Source organism: Paraplanobispora takensis (genome assembly GCF_016863195.1).
Taxonomy (GTDB): Bacteria; Actinomycetota; Actinomycetes; order Streptosporangiales; family Streptosporangiaceae; genus Planobispora; species Planobispora takensis.
Genome location: NZ_BOOK01000012.1, coordinates 38291 through 56478, shown reverse-complemented (window position 1 = coordinate 56478; position 18188 = coordinate 38291). Strand labels below are relative to the sequence as shown.

Below are 18188 nucleotides of genomic sequence, written 5' to 3'. Positions count from 1 at the left end.
CCACGTGCTCACCGGGGCGGACGATCGGCGATCCGCCGGATCGTCAGCTCTTGCGGATCCGCCGGCCCCGCCGCCGCCGGGTGGTCATCCGCACGATCGCGCGGACGGTGAGCAGCAGGACGACTCCCAGGATCTGGCCGCCCAGGACGATCCGGTTGACGTCGACCGCGGGCTGCCAGCGGACCTCGCCGTCCTTGATGACGAACACCCCGGCCGGGGTCGCGCTGAGCCCGTACCCACCGCCGGAGCCCTCACCCGGGCGCTCGCCGCCCTCCTGCTTGCCCCTGCCGCCTCCCCCGCCGCCGGCGATCTTGGCGACCGGGACGACCGTCACCCCTTCACGGGTGATCGGCTCGCCGAAGACGCGGTTCACGGTGGCGTTGTCCTTCGCCTGGTCGATCACATCCATGATGTCCATCGCGATCCCCCTTGCCTATCCCGGTTCCCGGGGCTGCGTCCCCGGCCTCGCCCCCACGCTAGCCACCGGACGGCGCCGCGGACAGCCCTTGCCCGGCCGGAGGATCCGCCTGCGTTCAGGAGGCGACCACGAGCGCCTGGGGCGCGGCCTGCTTCATCCGGGTGCTCAGCCACGTCATCTGGGTGGCGGTCTCGCTCTCGCACCGGCTGACGACCTCCAGCAGCCCGGTGTCGCGCGCGCCCTGCGCGGCCTGCCCGATCAGCGTCCAGGAGATGTCGCACTCGGCGGCCATCAGGTACAGATCGTGCAGGTCGCGCAGGAGGCCGAGCCCACCGGAACGGGTTCCCGAGAAGAGCGTGGAGTGCAGCCGCTCGGGCTCCTGCGGGGCCTCCTCCGAATAGCGCCGGACGAACGGCTCCAGCCTGCCGGCGTGGTCGTCGCACTGCGCGGCCAGCCGCTCGCAGACGTGATGGACGTCGGGCTCGTCGCGGTGGTGCTCCCCGATCTCACGCAAGGCCCCGGCCAGCTCGATCTGGGAGCGGTGCAGCAGTCCCAGGTAGTGCGCGAGATGCATGTCACTCCTCCTCCGTCCGCCGCGGCACGCGGTCTCGTGGCGTGAAACGCTCGCGGTCGCCCGGATCGCGCCGGAGCCCCGAGCGTTCCTGCACCCCGGGCCCGCCGTCCCCCGGCCGCTCGAACGCCTCGGAGGCCTCGGCCGCCGGGCCGCCTGCCGTACGCGGGACACGCGGGTCGTGAGGGGCCGCGGCGCCCACGGTGGGAGCGGCCGACAGGGCGCCGTCCGCCCCGGCCACCTTGCTCACCCGGACCGCCGCGACCTTGTAGAGCGGCTGCTTGGACACCGGGTCCCAGCTGGTGATCGTCAACTCGTTGGCGGCGCGGGCGGTCCCGTCGCCGGGGCCGGAGTCGTCACGGTCCCAGTAGCCGTAGTGGAACGGGACGAACACCACCCCCGGCCGGGTCCCGCACACCCGCGCCCTGGCCTCCAGCGCTCCCCGGGGCGACTCGACCCGCACCGTGTCCCCCTCCGAGACGCCCATCGCGGAGGCGTCGCCGGGGCTGAGCTCCACCCACGGCTCGGGGGCCGCGTCGTTCAGCTGCGGGGCCCGGCCGGTCTTGGTCCGGGTGTGGAAGTGGTAGACGGTGCGGCCGGTGGTCAGCAGCAGCGGATACTCCTGTCCCGGCACCTCGGGCGAGGGCTGGTACGGCGCCGCCTGCAGGAAGGCCCGTCCCCCGGGCTCCTTGGCCCGGTACTGCTCCTCGCTGTACTCCGCGCCGGTGAGCAGGTCGTGGCCGTAGGTCTCGCAGTAGCCGGGGTCGGTGTTGAAGCGTCCCCCGGTGTACAGGCGCTCGGTGCCGCGCGGCGCCCCCGGGGTGCACGGCCACTGCACGCCGCTCTCGCCCCGCAGCTTCTCGTAGGTGATGCCGGTGTAGTCGCACGGGCGCCCCGCCGAGCACGCCTTCCACGCCTCGAAGGCCGACTCGGGATCGTGCCACTTGATCAGCGGCGCGCCGTCCTTGTCGCGGAAGTCCATCCGGCGCGCGTAGTCGAGGAAGATGTCCAGGTCGGGACGGGCCTCACCGGGCGGCTCGACCGCCTTGTCCGCGAGGTGCACCGTACGGTCGACGCTGGTGAACGTCCCCTGCTTCTCGCCCCAGGTCGCCGCGGGCAGGACCACGTCGGCGAAGCGGGCCGTCTCGGTCAGGAAGAGGTCCTGGACCACCAGGAACAGCTCGTCCCCGGCCAGGATCCGCCGGATCCTGGCCAGGTCGGGCAGGGAGACCGCCGGGTTGGTCGCCGAGACCCACAGCAGCTTGATCGAGCCCTGCTCGGCGTACCGGAAGACCTGCATGGCGTGGGTCGGCGGCGCCCAGTGCGGGATGACCGACGGGTCGACGTTCCACAGCTCGGCGAGCCGGCGGATGTGCTCGGGGTTGTCCCAGTTGCGCATGCCCGGCAGGTCGCCGTTCGCCCCGGCCTCGCGGGTGTTCTGCGCGGTGGGCTGGCCGTTCATCTGGTAGAGGCCGGCGCCCGGGCGGCCGAGCATGCCGCGCAGCAGGTGGATGTTGTTGACCTGGCAGGCCGCGGCGGTCGCCTGGTTGGACTGGTAGAAGCCCTGCAGCACGGTGGACAGCAGCCGGTCGCACGACCCGAGGAGCTCCGCCGCCTGCTCGATCAGGCGGACCGGCACGTCGCAGATCTGCGCCGCCCACTCGGGCGTGCACTCGGCCACGGTCCGCTGGAGTTCCCCGAACCCGAGCGTGTGGGCCCGGACGTAGCGCTCGTCGTACCAGCCCTTGTCGATCAGCACGTGGATCAGCGCGTTCATCAGCGCCATGTTCGTGCCCGAGCGGATGGCCAGGTGCACATCGGCCTCCCGCGCCACCGGCGTCTCCCGCGGGTCGACGGCCAGCATCGCCGGCGGCCGCGGCCCGCGGCGGCGATCCAGCATCCGCGCCCACAGCACCGTCTGCGTCTCGGCCACGTTGTGCCCCCACAGCGCGATCGCGTCGCAGTGGTCGACGTCGGTGTAGGAGCCGGGCTGCCCGTCGGTGCCGAAGCTGGCCTTGAGCGCCGCGGCGGCCGTCGCCGTGCAGAGCCGGGTGTTGCCGTCCATGTGCGGCGTGCCGATGCCGGCCTTGCCGATCACGCCGAGGGTGTAGTACTCCTCCAGGAAGAGCTGACCGCTGGTGTGGAAGCCGAAGTGCCCCCAGCCGCCCGGCCCGTCCAGCAGCTCCTTCGACTTGGCCACGATGAGGTTCATCGCGGTGTCCCAGTCGGTCTCGACCAGCTCGCCGCCGCAGCCGCGGATCAGCGGGCGGGTCAGCCGGTCGGGGCTGTTGTTCGCCTGCCAGCCGTACAGGTCCTTCGGGTCGAGCCGCCCGTGGTTGACCCGGTCCCCCGCCCGGCCGCGCACGCCCACGATGCGGCCGTCCTTGACCGCGATGTCCATCGCGTCACCGTTGGAGTGCATGATCGAGGCGGCCTGGACCCAGGCGTCCACGTCCTGCTCGCCGATCCCCTCCTGCAGGAACGTGTCCACCCGCACCGGCCAGGGACTGCGGCGGCCGAGATCCCCCGGGAGCACGTCCTTCAGGCGCCCCGGCAGACTCGCGGCCAGGCGCTCCACGACGGCGGGCGGGCCGTACGGCGTGCGGCTCCCCCATGGGTCGGCGATGCGATCGGACATCCGGCTGCTCCCTCCCGGCGGGCACACCACCTCGATGACCAGGCGGTCTACCCCGCCCGGAACCGGGTATGCGGCCCGGCGGAGAGGAAACCGGCGACCGGGGGGACGGCCACGGCCGGGACACCCGACCCGCTGGATCGGCGGAGGCACCTGTCCGGCGCCGGCTGCCCGGCCGACCGCGACGTGGTCAGGAGTCCTCCACGCGGACCTCGTGAGCGGTCGCGTCGGGTTCGAGGAAGCGCAGGAGTTCCTCGCCCTCGGCGGTCAGGGCGGCGATCGCGTCCTCGGGCAGCGGCTCGAACGCGGTAAGGATCAGAACGGCGCTCTTGCGCTTAGTCTCCGCCTGCCAGGTGCCGCGCACCCGGCCGTCCCACAGGAACGTCGCGCGCACCCGCAGGTTCTTGGTGGTGACGCGCGAGCGGTACTCCTCGGCCATCAGGCGGGTGCGGTCGGCGTGGGCCAGGACGAGGTTGTCGAAGTCGGGCAGGAAGCGCGCGGGGGCGGGCACGTCCTCCTGCGGCCGCGGCGCCTCGGGCAGGTCGAACAGCTCCCGGCCCTTCTCGTCGCGGAAGGTGACCAGTTTCGGACGCAGGCCGTCCAGTACGGCGCGCAGCCCCTTGAGCCCCGACCAGGTCTGCGCGTCGGCGGCGGTGGCCGGGCCGAACGCCGCCAGATAGCGCAGCACCAGCGCCTGCACCGGATCACCCGGCGGCTCCTGGCCCGTCCCTCCCAGCCAGGTCTGCGCCATGGTGAAGTCCGCCGAGGGCGGGAAGGCCCAGCGGTGCTGCGTGGGAACCATGACCAGCGGCAGCCGGGTCCGTACGGCGTAGCCCAGCGCGCGGTCGCCGGCCTCGGGGAACCGCTCCTGGAGCAGGGCGCGCAGCGCGGTGAAGTCGCGCGGCCCGTCGGCCAGGATCGTCCGGGCGACCGGCAGGAGCGCCTCCAGGTCCAGCCCGGCGGTCAGCTGCCCCCGCCCGTTCAGCGCCGCGGCGAGCACGGGATCCACCGCGGCGTGGAATGCGGCGTAGTCGGCCGCGCTCACCAGGTGCAGCGTGGCCCGCATCATCATGCCCCGCACGACGGACCGCTCGTGCAGCGCCCGGTGCAGGTCCTCCCGCCGGAACCCGTCGATCCGCGTCCACAACCCGGTGAAGGGATGCCTCGCCTCCTGCGCCTGCATCCCGCCGAGCCGTTCCACCGCCGTCACGACCTCGGCCTTCTGCCGGGCGAGCAGCATCTGCCGGGCCAGCGTCGCACGGTTGAGCCGCCGTGCCGTCAGAGTCTCCATGGACTCATCATGGCGGCCATACCTGACAACCGGCGGCAGGTACGGCGAGTGCCTTCCGGACCAGGCCTCGGGCGGCATCAAGTGATCAGCGGGAGACCTTCCGGTACTGCTCCTCGATGATCCGGGCCACCCGGTCGGGGGCGCGCATGTGGCCGCCGTGCCCCTCGCGGGGCAGAGTCACGCGCTCGGTCTCCGGCAACACCCCGGCCAGCGCGTCGAGCCGCTCGCCCAGATGCGCGGGGCTGGTCTCACCGCCCAGCAGCACGGTGGGGACCTCGATCGCCCGGTAGGCCTCCAGGCGCTCGCCCAGCTGGTCGATGGCCTGCAGGTCGTCGATCTGGCGGGGCACGAAGGCCCGGAGCTTCGGATGGACACAGGTGATCGCTCCGATGAGCCGTGCCTGCCATCGCGGCAGCCGTACGACGTCCCGCATGAAGATCACCATTGCCCTTCCCCGGCGCCCGCGCCTCAGCGCGGCCCGGGCCGCCGCGGTCGCCGGGCCGCCCAGAGACGACCCGACCACGACGGGCGGCTCGTAGAGCACCAGGCCGGTGAAGGCCCCGGGCAGGGCGAGCGCGGCCTCCAGTGCGAGTACGCCGCCGGAGGAGTGCCCGACGAGCAGCACCGGCCGGCCGCCGAGTGCGGCCACCACGGTCCGCACGTCCTCGATCTCTTGCGCGATCGTGATCGGCGGCGGCAGGTCCAGCCGGTACCGCCGGCGGTGCAGGCGCACGACCCGCAACCGGGGCGTGAGCCGGTCGGCGACCTTCTTCCAGCGCGAGCCGTCCTCGAGGCCTCCGTGCAGCACCACGACGACCGGCCCCTCGCCCTCGTCCACCGCGCGGACCTGCACCCCGTCCGCGGACGTCGCAAGAATCATGGTCTCTCCTTAGCACCGCTAAGGAGAATTTAGCACTGATAAATTGATGGGTCGATGGGCGAGAACAGACGACCGGGACTGACCCGGCAGATCATCGTCGACACCGCGCTCCGCCTGCTGGACGAGGTCGGCCTGGACGGCCTGACGGTGCGCCGGCTGGCCGTGGAGCTGGGCGTGCAGTCCCCGGCCCTGTACTGGCATTTCCGCACCAAGCAGGAACTGCTGAACGGCATGGCGGCCGTCATCGTGCTGTCGGCCGGAATGGGCCCCCCGCGCGAAGGCGAGTCCTGGCAGTCCTGGCTGGCCCGCCGCGCCCGCTCCTACCGCCGGGCCCTCCTGGCCCACCGTGACGGGGCCCGCGTCGTCGCCACCGCCACCGATCTGGGCCCCGAAGCGGTCGGCAACCTCAACACGGAGATGGCGGCGATGCTCACGCACGGGTTCACACCCGTGCTGGCACTGCGCACGATCACCACGTTGAGCCACTACGCCCTCGGCTTCGTCCTTCAGGAACAGGCCGCGCCCGCGGCGGGCGGCGCTTGGCTCGACCCGCTCATCGCCGTCCTGGACGACGCCGAGGCGCCGCTGGTCATCGCGTTGGAACAGAGCCCGCCCGCGCACTGGGACGCGAACTTCGAACACGGGATCCAGGCCATCATCACCGGCACTTCCCCGTCCGGCCCACCCTGAGCCTCCGGCCCACCCGGCAGGAATCGTCGAAGCGACGCCTTCGAGGCGGGGTGAACCTGGAAGGCCGGGCTCAGGCGCCGTCCTCAACCCGGCGACCCGCCTCACACGAGGGCATGTCACGTCGCGGGCGGGCGATCTCGTCCGTGAGGCGGACAACCGATCCGTCACCCTCACGGACAGGGGATCTCAATGTTCACCGCCTATCTCACGGTCACCCTCCTCGCCTCGGCCGTCACCGGCCTTGCCGCCGTCGCCAACCTCATAGGCCATGAGTACCCCAAGAAGCAGGCGGACAAGATCCGCGTGCCCCGGTCCTGGACGCTCCCGCTGGGCGCACTGCTGGCCGCGGGCTCGCTGGGCCTGCTGGCCGGGTTCGCCGTACCGGTGCTGGGCACGCTCGCCGCCGCCGGCCTCGTGCTGTACTTCCTCGCCGCGTTCGGCGCCCACCTGCGCGCCCACGCCTACGACCTCGGCCCCTGGGCCCTGTTCTTCTCCCTGGCGGTGGCCGCCCTGAGCGTGAACCTGGCCTACCACTGAGCTCGCCCGGGCTCAGCCCTCGTCTTCAGTCGCTCTGAAGAAGACCTGTTCCCAGGGGAGGGCCGGGGCTGTCCAGCTGTTCGGCCGGGGGCGTGCCGTACCCGGCGGCGAAGGCGGCCTCGAAGTCCGCCGGGCCGATCCGCTCGCGCAGCGCCGCGGGCAGCCGGGGGTCGGGGACGAGGCCCTCCCAGGGTGCGGGATCGAGCCGTTCGGCGGCGCCGAGCAGGGCGGCGGCGCGCTCGAAGCGGCCGGTGGCGTGGTCGGCTCCGGCGAGCAGGCGCAGGCCGGTCGCGGTGATGCGCACGTCCCCGACGCCGAGGGCGATCCGGGTGCCCTCGGTGAAGTGCCGCCGGGCGCTCTCGTGTTCGCCGTCGAAGGCCGCGGTACGGCCCAGGCCGAGCAGGCAGCGGACCGCGCAGCGCAGGTCGCCGATCCGCCGGAACTCGGCGAGCAGGCCGGCGAGGCGTGGCCGGGCGGTCGCGTGGTCCCCCAAGTGCTGGTCGAGGGTGGTGCGGTAGAGCTCGGAGTGCAGCCGTTCGTGGTCGTTGCCCCCGGTCCGGGCCAGGCGCGCCGATTCGGCCAGCCAGCCCGGTACGTCGTCCAGGCGGATCCGGTTCTCGATCGCCCGGATGCCCATGTGGTTGAGGCAGTTGGCACGCTTGACGTGGTCGCCGAGGCGGCCGAACAGCCCGGCCGCGTGGGCCAGCCGGGCCAGGGTCGCCTCGGGGTCGGAGGTGAGCGCGAGGGCCGAGTTCCCCAGGGCCAGGGCGTGGTGCCAGTCGTCGCCCAGCCGTTCGAAGATCTCGGCCGCCCGGTTCAGCTGCCCCAGCGCCTCCACGCGCTGCGAGCCGTACAACATCGTCCAGCCGCGGGCGAGCAGGGCGAGCGCCCGGTCGTGATCGGCCCCGCCCTCCCCCCGGTCCCGATCGGCTCCCCCTCCTGCCATCCGGTACGCCCGCTCGGCGAACTCCCGGGCCCGGCCGGTGTCCTGGAAGGACAGCACGACGGCGCAGGTGATCGCGGCCCGGAAGCCCAGGTCCCCCTCCGGCAGGGGCCGCCGGAGCAGCCTGTCGAGCCAGTCGAATATCTCGCCGTTGCATCCCACGACCTCCCACGCCGTACCGATGCCGGCGATGAACTCCCAGGCGGCCGTGGCGTCGTCCCGGTCGAGGACCCAGCGCAGCGCCGCCCGCAGGTCCGCCGAGCGGCGGTCGATCCAGCGGAGCGCGGCGGCCTGGTCCCGGCCGCGAAGGTCCGGCACGCCGGCCACGGCGCCGCGCAGGTGGTGGCGGGCGTGCTGTTCGTGCGCCTCCTCGGCGGCGCCGCGGGCGAGCAGCCGCCGGTGCGCGAACTGCCGGACGCTGTCCAGCAGGCGGTACTCGGTGGTCTCGTCCAGGTGCCGGGAGGAGATCAGCGACCGGTCCAGCAGCCGCGAGAAGATCCGGAGCAGCTCGGCCGGGTCCAGCGGCGGGTAGGCGAGAACCCCCGCCGCGGTGCCGTAGTCGAACGCGCCGGGGAACACCGAGCAGCGCTCCAGCAGCAGCCGCTCATCCTCGCCCAGCAGCTCGTAACTCCAGGTGAGCGCCTCCTCCAGGGTGCGGTGCCGGTTCGGTGCGCCCCGCGCCCCGTCGGTCAGCAGGGCGAAGCGGTCGTCCAGCCGGGCCAGCAGGTCGGCCGGGGTGAAGAACCGGGTCCGGGCGGCGGCGAGTTCGATGGCCAGCGGCAGGCCGTCCAGCCGGCGGCAGATCATCGCGACCTGCCGGGCGTTGCCGGCGGTGATCTCGAACCCGGGTGAGACGGCGGCGGCCCGCTCGGCGAACAGCCGCCCGGCACCGGAGTCCAGTACGGCGGCCGGGTCGTCGAGCGCGGGCAGCGGCAGCGGCGGGATCTCGTAGACGACCTCCCCCGTCAGGTGCAGCGCCTCGTGGCCGGTGGCCAGCACGTGCAGATGGCCGGTGGTGGCCAGCAGGTCGGCGAGCAACGCCGCCACGGAGCCCGTCACGTGTTCGCAGTTGTCCACCACGAGCCAGTGCCGGCCCTCGGCGAGGGTCTCGCGGATCAGTTCGCGCAGCCGGTGCTCCTCCCCGGCGATGCTCAGAGCCTCGGCGAACGTCCGCTCCACGGCGTCCCCGGGGGACAGCGGTGCGAGGTCGACCAGGACGGCCGGGGGCAGCGCGGTCGCCTCATGGGCCAGATGCAGCGCCAGGCGGGTCTTGCCGGTGCCGGCGGTACCGGTCAGCGTCACCATCCGGTGCGCGCCGAGCAGCCGGCGCAGGTCGCCGGTCTCCCGCTCGCGGCCCACGAACGACGACAGCGGCCTGGGCAGGACGCCGCGGGGCTCACGGCCGGCCCGGAAGCGGGCCGCGGCGCCGACCAGGGCCAGCCGGTTGCTCCCGCCGAGCTTGCGCAACAACGACGAGACGTGGCTCTCCACGGTCCGTTCCGACAGCCGCAGTCTGTCGGCGATCTCCTGGTTCTGCAGGCGTTCGCCCACGAGCCACAGGATCTCCCGCTCGCGCGGCGTCACCCCGGCCGCCCGCAGGTCGGGGAAGGCGTCCGAACCCATGAATCCGAGTATGTCGTCATCCGGGCGGGTGTCCATGTCCGGCACCGAGCGGGTTCTCCGTGACGGATTTCCGTACTGAGCACGGATGCCCGGCGCCCCGGGCGCGCGGTGCAATTGCCGCATCCGGCGATACCCCGCGCCCCGGGACGCCCCGGGCGGGAGACGCGCCGGCACGTTCCATCACATCCGTCGAAGGAGAGCCGTATGGCAGGCAAGGCAGTCATCAGTTTGACCACCGGGCTGGAGGACCCCGAGCGGGTCACGGTGGCGTTCCTGGTCGCGGTCGGGGCGGCCGAGCAGGGCCGTCCGACGCTGATGTTCCTCACCAAGGAGGCCACCCGGCTGGCCCTGGAGGGCGTCGCCACCGCAGTCGCGTGCGAGGGCTGCCCGCCGCTGGCGGACCTGCTGGCGCGCTACGCCAAGGCGGGCGGGCAGTACATGGTCTGCCCCATCTGCTTCGACTCCCGCAGGCTCGACAAGAGCGGGCTGATCGAGGGCGCGGAGCTGGCCGGCACCGTCCCGATGTGGCAGTGGATCGGCGACGAGGGCGCCACGACCTTCAGCTACTGAGGGCGTTAAGCGGCCGTCAAGTCACCGCCTACCGGGTCGTCGCATGGTTGGGCACCGCAGCCGGGTGAGATCGCCGAGCCCGGCCCGGCCGGGGGGATGTCTGTGAACATCACGTACCACCTGCGAGAGCGCGCCGAGGCCCGCGGTGACGTCGAGTCGTCGCTCATGGCGGCCGAGCGCGCCCTGTACACCGAGGGCGACCTGCAGACCGCCCGATGGTGGTTCGATCTGGCCTACGGCGCGGCCGAGCGGCTGCGCGACGGCCCGGCGATGGCACGGGCCGCCGTGGGCCTGGGCGGGGTGTGGCTGCAGGAGCACCGCACCGCCGCCGAGGCGGCCACGACGCGGATGCGTCAGCAGCGCGCCCTGGCGGCCATCGATCCGAAGGCTCCACTGGGGGTACGGCTGCGCGCCAGGTTGTGCGGCGAGGAGGACTACCGCCGCGGCACGCACGACTCGATCCTGCGGGTGCTGGCCGAGGCCAGGGACAGCGGTGACGCGGTGGCGCAGGCGGAGACGCTGAGCATGGCCCACCTGTGCCTGATGGATCCCCGCTACCGGGAGCTCCGGCTGGAGCTGGCCCAGGAGCTGATCGCCGTGGCGGCCCGGACCGGCCGCCGCGGCGATGCGCTCATGGGACTGATGTGGCGCAGCGTCGATCTGCTGCTGACCGCCGACGCGCACGCCGAGCGGTCCCTGCAGGAGCTGCGCGACCTGCTGGCGGTGGAGGATCACCTGGCGGTCGGGTTCGTGGTGGACACGATCGAGGTCATGCTCGCCATCCGCGCCGGGCGGCTCATCCAGGCCGAGACGCTGGCGGCCTCCTGCGCCGAGCGGGGTCACGCCGCCGGTGACGACGACGCCGTCGGATGGTACGGCGCGCAGATCGCCGCGATCCGCTGGTACCAGGGCCGCATCGGCGAGCTCGTCCCGGTCCTGGAGAAGCTGGTGCGCAATCCCGCTCTGGGCTCGGCCGACTACGCCTACTTCGCGGTCCTGGCGGTGGCCGCCGCCGCCGCCGGAGACGAGAGCCTGGCCCGCGGCATGCTGGCCAGGCTGCGCGGAGCCGGGCTGACGGAGCTGCCCCAGAGCAGGAGCTGGCTGGCGGCGATGCACGGCGTGGTGGAGGCCGCCCATCTGCTCGACGACGGCGACACCGCCGCCCGGGCCTACGACCTGCTCACGCCGTTCGCCCGGCTCCCGATGATCGCCAGTCTGGGCGTGGTGTGCTTCGGCTCCACCCATCTGGCCCTGGGTACGGCCTCGCTCACCGCCGGGCGGCTCGAGCGGGCCGTGGGGCACTTCGAGCAGGCCGTCGAGGACAACCTGGCGCTCGGTCACTGGCCGGCCGTGACCCTGTCCCGCTGGCGGCTGGGCCACGCGCTGCGGATGCGGCACGGGGTGCGGGACGAGGCGGCCCGCAGGGCGCTGACCCTGGCGGAGCAGGAGGCCGACCGGCTGGGCATGGTGCTGTCCGCCGAGGCGACACCGCACGCGGTACGGCCGGGCGGCGGACCGGCCTCCGCGGTGTGCCGGCGCCGGGGCCGCAAGTGGCTGCTCGAACTGGCGGGCCGGAGCGTCCTGGCCGACGACAGCGTGGGCATGCGGCACCTGGCGATCCTGATCGCCAATCCGGGCCGGGAGATCCGGGCCGTCGATCTCGTCACGGGCCCGTCCCCGACCGGCGAGGAATCGGCCGTCCCCGGCGGGGAGGTGCCCGGCGAGGAGGCCGTGTCGGCTCAGCCGCTCCTGGACGAGCAGGCCAGGAACGCCTACCGGGAACGGCTGTCCCACCTGGATGCGGAGATCGAGGAGTCCGAATCGCTCGGTGAGGTGCGGCGCGCCGAGACCCTGCGCTCCGAGCGTGACTGGCTGCTGGCCGAGCTGAGCGCCGCCACCGGCCTGGGCGGGCGCGCGCGCCGGTTCACCGACGACCAGGAGCGGGCCAGGATCGCCGTGGGGAAGGCCATCCGGCGCGCCCTGGCCCGCATCACCGCCTCCGACCCGATGATCGGCGAAGAGTTGCGGGCCACCGTCCACACCGGTCTGCGCTGCTCCTATCACCCCCGCTGACCACCGGTCCGCACGGATGGAACGGGATGTCACGCCCTCCGGTCGTGGCGCCGTCGTCGAAAGGCGGCGCCCGGACCACTCAGGAGGAGTTCGATGCACCGCTCGATTCGCGCTCTACTCGCCGCGGCCGTGATCGCCGGCGCCGGATCGGCGCTCCCCACGGGAAGTGGTACCACGCCCCTTCCTACAAGTGGTGCGGCTACGGTGAGCACGCCAAGGAGTTCGCCTTCCGCAGGCACGATGTGAGCGCCGTCAAGGTCCGCGTGAGCCAGATCGGCAAGCACGGCCACCACGTGTTCGGCAAGGGCGAGTGGCACTCCGTCCCCGAGGCCTGACAGCCGCCCCGTCTCCCGCCGGCCCCACCCGGCGGGATCGTCTCAGCCGTCCCGGAGGCTCCCCCGGCTGTCAGACCTCGTCGAAGGAGCCGTGCCGGCCGGCCCCGGCGGCGAAGCGCGCCGCGCCGGCGGCCGTGTCCGCGCTCAGCGAGACCCGGCCGTGGCGGAACTCGGCGGCCAGCGCCCGCTGCTCGTCCAGGCCGTACTGCTCCAGGACCGAGGCCCGGTCGCGGCGCATGCAGGTCTGCGGGAAGGCGGCCAGCCGCGCCGCCAGCTCGCGCGCGGCCTCCATCGCCCGCCCGGCCGGGACGACCCGGTTGGCCAGGCCCATCCGCAGCGCCTCGGCGGCGTCCACCGGGCGGCCGGTGAGGATCATGTCCATCGCGTGGCTCTCGCCGATCAGGCGCGGCAGCCGTACGGTGCCGCCGTCGATCAACGGGACGCCCCAGCGGCGGCAGAAGACCCCGAAGACGGCGGTCTCGTCGGCCACCCGCAGATCCGCCCAGATCGCGAGTTCGAGTCCGCCCGCCACGGCGTGCCCGCTGATCGCGGCGATCACCGGTTTGGACAGCCGCATCCGGGTCGGCCCCATCGGGCCGTCGCCGTCCGGCTCGGCGCGATTGGCCTGCGCGGTGCCCAGCGCCTTCAGGTCGGCGCCGGCGCAGAACGTCCCGCCCTCGCCGTACAGGATCGCGACGGCGGCCCCGGGATCGGCGTCGAAGTCACCGAAGGCCTCGGCCAGCGCCCGCGCGGTCGGCCCGTCCACGGCGTTGCGGCGCTCCGGCCGGTTGATCCCGACCAGCGTCACCGGCCCGTCCCTGCGCACCACGACCGTCCCGTCCGCAGTCATCGGCTTCCCTCCCATCCGGATGGCGCGGCCGTCCCGGACGGTCGGGCGCCTGATGCCCGTCAGCATATTGAGACCCGGGGACTCCGGCAGAGAAGATCAGCGTTTCCGCTTCCTGCCGCGGCCGGTGGGCCGTCCCCGGCTCCCGGGGGCGGAAACGCGGGTCGGGCGTGACGGGTGGCGGATGCGCATCGGCCCGGCCACCAGGGTACGGAACTCCTCCATGGCCACCCGGGCCGGATGACCCGACCGCAGGACCGCCTCGGCCAGCTCGGGCGCGTCCCTGCCGGCCGCGGCGGTGAGCTGCTCGCGCACGGCCTCGGGCCCGCCGAGTTCGAGCAGGGCCAGCAGGCCTGCGGCGAGCATGAGCATCTGCTCGTGGTCGGTGAGGTCCTCCGGCCGCAGCTCGCCCGCGGTGATGAGGGCCTCGACGGCGGCCGGCCCGAGCACGGGGTCCGAGCGCAGCCGCCGCAGCAGCTCCGGCCCGTCGTCCAGCGCCCCGGCCAGGATGTTCAGCATCGCCGAGGCGCGCGTCAGGAACGGGCAGTCCCGTACGGCCTGCAGCAGAGGTTCGAGGTCCCCTCCGTGGGCGGCCAGCCAGCCCTCGATCTCCAGCCTGGCCGTCTCCTCGGAGTAGTGCTGGGCGACCACGCCGAGCATCTCGGCGGGTGCGGCGCCGGCCAGCTCCCCCACCACCGGCACATCGCGCCCCCGGGCGAGCATGCGCTCACGCATCGCCCAGGCACCGATGGGGGCCAGCCGTACCAGCGGGCCGGATTCGGCGAGCGCGGCGCGGAGCCGATCGCAGACCTCCGGCGGGAGCGGGCGCGGCACGCCCTCCTGCGCCTCGAAGTCCTCGCGGAGATCCTCCGAGAAGGCCTCGTCCGCCACGCCGTGGCTCAGCTCCACCGCCCCCAGTTCGGCCAGCACCGCCAGCGCCCGGTCCAGGTCCCGGTCGACCCGGGCCCGCCAGGCGTCGTGGCGGAGGTCGTCCTCGTCGGGAGAGAACCACAGGTACTCGCTGCAGGCGAGCCACACCGTCTCCCGCAGCCGGACCACCGGCATGGGGGCGGGCATGCCGTAGACCGAGTTCAGCACGTCATCCATGATCTCTTCGAATATCTCGCTGAGCAGCGAGACGGGCGCCCACCCGGGCTGGGCGCACACGGCCCGCCCCACCTCGAAGAACGTCTCGAACGCCCGCCGCCACAGCGCCAGGGGGTCGCGCAGCAGCGGTGCGGCCTTGGCGACCCTGAGCAGCCGTCCCCTGCTCACCCGGACCAGACGTGCCTTCTTCGCCCAGGTCAGCAGCAGATCGGTCTCGGGCATGTCGGTCGCCGTGCGCACTGTGAGCTCCTGCTCACCGGTGCCGAGCAGCTCCGCCAGCGAGCGGGCGTCCCGCAGCCGCAGGTTCCCGGCTCCGGTGAGCTCCCTGCCCTCGGTACCCGCCCAGCCGGCCACCGACACCAGCCTGCGTACCGCCACGCTGTCCCCGGCCGCCTCGGCGAGCTCACTCCCGGACGGCATGCTCACCGGGAGCTGGATGAAGGCCCGTTCCCTGTCGGGCCTCGGCTCCGTCATCTGTCTCTCCACCAGGCGGTCGAGCGCTTCCTGGTCGTAGCGCACCCGTCCGGCGTCGAGGTCGCGCCGGAACCGGGCGAAGGACCTGCCGTCGGTGAGGTCGACCCCGTGCTCCAGCGCCGTCATCGCCCAGAACTTCGCCAGCCCCCACCGGGTCATGTCCATCAGCACCCCGGGGTATTCGGCGGCCGCCTCGACGACGGCCTCCTCCAGCTCGGCGAGCGTGGCGCCGCGCGGGTCGCGCAACCCGGAGTCCGCGAGATAGCGCAGAAGCGTCATCAGGCTCCGCGGAGCGCCGGCCAGCTCCTGCGCCGGAGCGGTCACCTGGCCGGGGATCAGATCCAGCAGCGTGTAGCGGACCTCCTGCGGGGTCCAGTGGCCGAGCCGCCCGTCGACGCTCTCGTGCCGGGCGTCGAGCGCGACCGACAGGATCAGCTCGTCGGCCGGGAGCCCGTGCTCCGCGGCCCAGGCGGCGCACCGGCGGATCAGCAGTTCCCTGGCCGCCTCGAACTCCTCGGACTCCTCGGGATCGAAATGTGTCCGCACCGGTCGATCTCCTTCCGTGGGCAGCCGATTCGAGCGTTCCACACCACGAACCGTCCCGCGACCCGATCAGGGCAAGATCACAGCGGGGGCACATCTCCTCCAGGGGATTCGTCACAGCCCCGGCACGCGCCTGACCCATGCGATGACCGCCCGGCCTGGTGTTTTCCGGCCCGGCGTCGTACTTTTCTCCCTCCGGGCCCTCCGGCCGAGCTTCCACCCAGAAGGACCGATCATGAACGACTCGCCCGAGACGGTTCCGTACGGCTCCCGCGTGCGGGGGTGCCTGCTCGGCGGTGCCGTCGGCGACGCGCTCGGCAATCCCGTGGAGTTCATGTCGCTGGGACAGATCCGTTCGCGTTTCGGTCCCGCCGGGCTCACGGAGATGATCGAGACCGAGATCACCGACGACACCCAGATGACGCTGTTCACCGCCGAAGGGCTGATCCGCGCCCGGCTGCACGACGGCGACGCGCTCACCGCCGTACGCGAGGCCTATCTGCGCTGGCTCGACACCCAGGCGCACGCGGCGCCGTACTCCGGGGAGGCCGGATTCCGCACCGGCTGGCTGCGCACACAGAAGTGGCTGTACGCCCGCCGCGCGCCCGGCAACGCCTGCCTGTCCGGGCTGGGCTCCGGCATCGTCCCGCCCCCGCCCGGGTCTCCCCTGGCCGGGTCTCCTCTGGATCACGGACCCGTCAACCCACGTTCCAAGGGCTGCGGCACCGTGATGCGCTCGGCGCCGTTCGGTCTCCTGCCGCAGGCGTGGGAGCCCGGCGCACCCGCGGGGAACGGTGATGTCACGGCCCCCGCACCCGGATCGCTCGACGACCCCCTCACCCTGGCCGTCGCCGCCTCCCGGATCACCCACGGCCACCCCACCGCCGCCATCTCCTCCGGCGCCCTGGCCTGTCTCGTCGGCAGGCTCCTCCAGGGAGACCCCCTGCCGCGGGCCGTCGCGATGGCCGAGGGGTGGCTGTCCGCCTTCGACTCCCAGAGCGCCGAGCACCGGGAGACCGGCCTGGCCCTGCGCGCCGCCCGGCGGCTGGCCGGGAAGGGGGATCCCACCCCGGAGAAGGTGCAGAGCCTGGGCGGCGCCTGGGTCGCCGAGGAGGCCCTGGCCATCGCCGTCTACTGCGCCCTGGTCGAGCCGGATCCGCGCCTGGCCCTGCTGCTGGCGGTCAACCACTCCGGCGACGCCGACTCCACCGGCGCGATCTGCGGAAACATCATCGGCGCGGCCCACGGCGAGGACGCCGTGCCCACCGACTGGGCGCGCGCGGTCGAGGGACGCGAGACCATCCTGCAGGTCGCCGACGACTTCACCGCCGCCTTCACCTCGACGGGCGGCCCCGTGCCCCGTGCCGGCTCCGCCTCCACCGGTGACCTCGCCTCCCGCTATCCGGCGAGCTGACGGATCCGTCCTCAGGGCGTGAGGATCAGGCGGACCGGGTTGCCCTCCTTGCGTTCCAGGCGCCCCACCGCGGCGGCCGCGTCCGCCAGGGGGACGGTGCCGCTGATGGATCGGGTCAGGTCCAGGCGGCGATGGCGGGTGAGGTCGACCAGTTGGTCGACGTGCCCGGGCCCGGAGCCGTAGTGCCCCAGGATCTGCTGGCCGAAGTAGGAGAACGGGATGCTGTGGGTGAGGGTGAGCGGGGCGGGCGTCAGGCCGACCAGCACGAGCCTGCCGCCGGGCGCCAGACAGGAGACGGCCTGTTCCCGTACGGCGGGCACCCCGGCCATGTCGAGGGCCAGGTCCAGGCCCCGCCCTCCGGTGGCGGCCAGCAGCCGGTCGCGCAGGTCGGGCGCGGCGGGGTCCAGGGCGAGGTCGGCGCCGAAGTCCCGGGCGCGCTCGCGGGCGGCCTCGATCGGGTCGACGGCGATGATCGGGGCGGCGCCGACCAGGCGCAGGAGCTGGACGGCGTGCGCCCCGAGCCCGCCCACGCCCCACACCCCGACCGGCACGGCGGGTCGGGCCCTGCCCGTGACGACGATCGCGGCCCAGGGGGTGGAGACGGCGTCGGGGATGATGGCCGCCTGCTCGAACGGCAGGTCGTCCGGGATCGCGACGAGGGTGTGCTGGGCGGCCAGGGCGTACTCGGCCCAGCCTCCGTCGTAGTCGACCCCGCGGGTGCGGACCTGCTGGCACGGGTCGACGAAGCGCACACAGTTGGCGCACCGCCCGCAACGCTCCCCCGCCTGCAGCAGGACGCGCTGCCCGGCCGCCCAGCCGCCGGGGACGTCCGGCCCCAGGGCGTCGATCACGCCGGAGACCTCGTGGCCGAGGGTGACCTTGTCGGAGGCCAGGAAGAGCGGGTTCAGGCTGCCGTCGATCAGGTGCACGTCCGACAGGCACACGCCGGCCGCCTTCACCTTGATCCTCACCTCGCCCGGTCCGGGCTCGGGGACGGGCACTTCCTCGACGGCGAAGGTCTTGTTCCGGACGTCGAGGCGCCCGGCGAGCATGGTGTCGGTCATGAGGTCTTTCCCGGTGCGTGGGAGTGAGGTGTCCCGGTGCGCGGACGCGCGCCGCCGATGTGCCCCTACCCGGCGGCGCTCCGGAACTGCGTTGACGCGAGTAATGATCTCCCCAGCCACCGGTGGTCCCCGCGGCGGGTCCCGGCCGCGGTTCCCCCGCCGATATCCGGGCA

The 18188-nt window shown here is 73.5% G+C and carries 15 protein-coding genes; 6 read left to right on the top strand and 9 right to left on the bottom strand.

Going from position 1 to position 18188, the window contains the following annotated elements; all coding sequences use genetic code 11:
* Nucleotides 1-43 precede the first annotated feature (43 nt).
* From Pta02_RS09205 to Pta02_RS09185, 5 genes are all read right to left on the bottom strand, one after another.
* Entirely contained in the window at nt 44-418 is a 375-nt protein-coding gene (locus Pta02_RS09205) for a spore germination protein GerW family protein (protein WP_203874290.1), read from the bottom strand.
* A 115-nt stretch (nt 419-533) separates the two neighbouring features.
* A complete protein-coding gene (locus tag Pta02_RS09200) occupies nt 534-992 on the bottom strand; it encodes a hypothetical protein (RefSeq protein WP_203874289.1) in 459 nt (152 codons plus the stop codon).
* A 1-nt stretch (nt 993) separates the two neighbouring features.
* On the bottom strand, nt 994-3627 hold the full coding sequence (locus Pta02_RS09195) for a molybdopterin oxidoreductase family protein (protein ID WP_203874288.1): 2634 nt from the start codon (nt 3625-3627) through the stop codon (nt 994-996).
* Nucleotides 3628-3814: 187 nt separating this feature from the next.
* The gene (locus tag Pta02_RS09190; protein WP_203874287.1) at nt 3815-4915 is read right to left on the bottom strand and encodes a winged helix DNA-binding domain-containing protein; all 1101 of its coding nucleotides are present in this window, start codon (nt 4913-4915) and stop codon (nt 3815-3817) included.
* A gap of 85 nt (nt 4916-5000) precedes the next feature.
* Complete coding sequence (locus Pta02_RS09185; protein WP_203874286.1) at nt 5001-5795, bottom strand: alpha/beta fold hydrolase; 795 nt, start codon at nt 5793-5795, stop codon at nt 5001-5003.
* Between the two features lie 54 nt (nt 5796-5849).
* Here Pta02_RS09185 and Pta02_RS09180 point away from each other — a divergent pair, with 54 nt between their 5' ends.
* A complete protein-coding gene (locus Pta02_RS09180) occupies nt 5850-6485 on the top strand; it encodes a TetR/AcrR family transcriptional regulator C-terminal domain-containing protein (protein WP_203874285.1) in 636 nt (211 codons plus the stop codon).
* Nucleotides 6486-6674: 189 nt separating this feature from the next.
* A complete protein-coding gene (locus Pta02_RS09175; RefSeq protein WP_203874284.1) occupies nt 6675-7022 on the top strand; it encodes a DoxX family protein in 348 nt (115 codons plus the stop codon).
* A 25-nt stretch (nt 7023-7047) separates the two neighbouring features.
* Here Pta02_RS09175 and Pta02_RS41860 read toward each other — a convergent pair whose 3' ends face one another.
* Nucleotides 7048-9588, bottom strand: a complete 2541-nt coding sequence (locus Pta02_RS41860; protein WP_203874283.1) for an ATP-binding protein — start codon at nt 9586-9588, stop codon at nt 7048-7050.
* Nucleotides 9589-9792: 204 nt separating this feature from the next.
* Here Pta02_RS41860 and Pta02_RS09165 point away from each other — a divergent pair, with 204 nt between their 5' ends.
* From Pta02_RS09165 to Pta02_RS09155, 3 genes are all read left to right on the top strand, one after another.
* On the top strand, nt 9793-10158 hold the full coding sequence (locus Pta02_RS09165; protein WP_203874282.1) for a DsrE family protein: 366 nt from the start codon (nt 9793-9795) through the stop codon (nt 10156-10158).
* A gap of 102 nt (nt 10159-10260) precedes the next feature.
* A complete protein-coding gene (locus Pta02_RS09160) occupies nt 10261-12231 on the top strand; it encodes an ATP-binding protein (protein WP_239130003.1) in 1971 nt (656 codons plus the stop codon).
* A 26-nt stretch (nt 12232-12257) separates the two neighbouring features.
* Nucleotides 12258-12566 carry a hypothetical protein gene (locus Pta02_RS09155; RefSeq protein ID WP_203874281.1) on the top strand — a complete coding sequence of 103 codons (309 nt, stop codon included), beginning with the start codon at nt 12258-12260 and terminating at the stop codon, nt 12564-12566.
* 70 nt (nt 12567-12636) lie between these two features.
* Here Pta02_RS09155 and Pta02_RS09150 read toward each other — a convergent pair whose 3' ends face one another.
* Complete coding sequence (locus tag Pta02_RS09150) at nt 12637-13416, bottom strand: crotonase/enoyl-CoA hydratase family protein (protein ID WP_203874280.1); 780 nt, start codon at nt 13414-13416, stop codon at nt 12637-12639.
* Between the two features lie 96 nt (nt 13417-13512).
* Nucleotides 13513-15540 carry a hypothetical protein gene (locus tag Pta02_RS09145; protein ID WP_203874279.1) on the bottom strand — a complete coding sequence of 676 codons (2028 nt, stop codon included), beginning with the start codon at nt 15538-15540 and terminating at the stop codon, nt 13513-13515.
* A gap of 232 nt (nt 15541-15772) precedes the next feature.
* Between Pta02_RS09145 and Pta02_RS09140 the strand changes: the two genes are divergently transcribed.
* Nucleotides 15773-16951 carry an ADP-ribosylglycohydrolase family protein gene (locus Pta02_RS09140; protein WP_203874278.1) on the top strand — a complete coding sequence of 393 codons (1179 nt, stop codon included), beginning with the start codon at nt 15773-15775 and terminating at the stop codon, nt 16949-16951.
* An 11-nt stretch (nt 16952-16962) separates the two neighbouring features.
* Here the strand turns inward: Pta02_RS09140 and Pta02_RS09135 are convergent, their stop codons facing one another.
* Entirely contained in the window at nt 16963-18015 is a 1053-nt protein-coding gene (locus tag Pta02_RS09135; RefSeq protein ID WP_203874277.1) for a zinc-binding dehydrogenase, read from the bottom strand.
* Between the last annotated feature and the right edge of the window lie 173 nt (nt 18016-18188).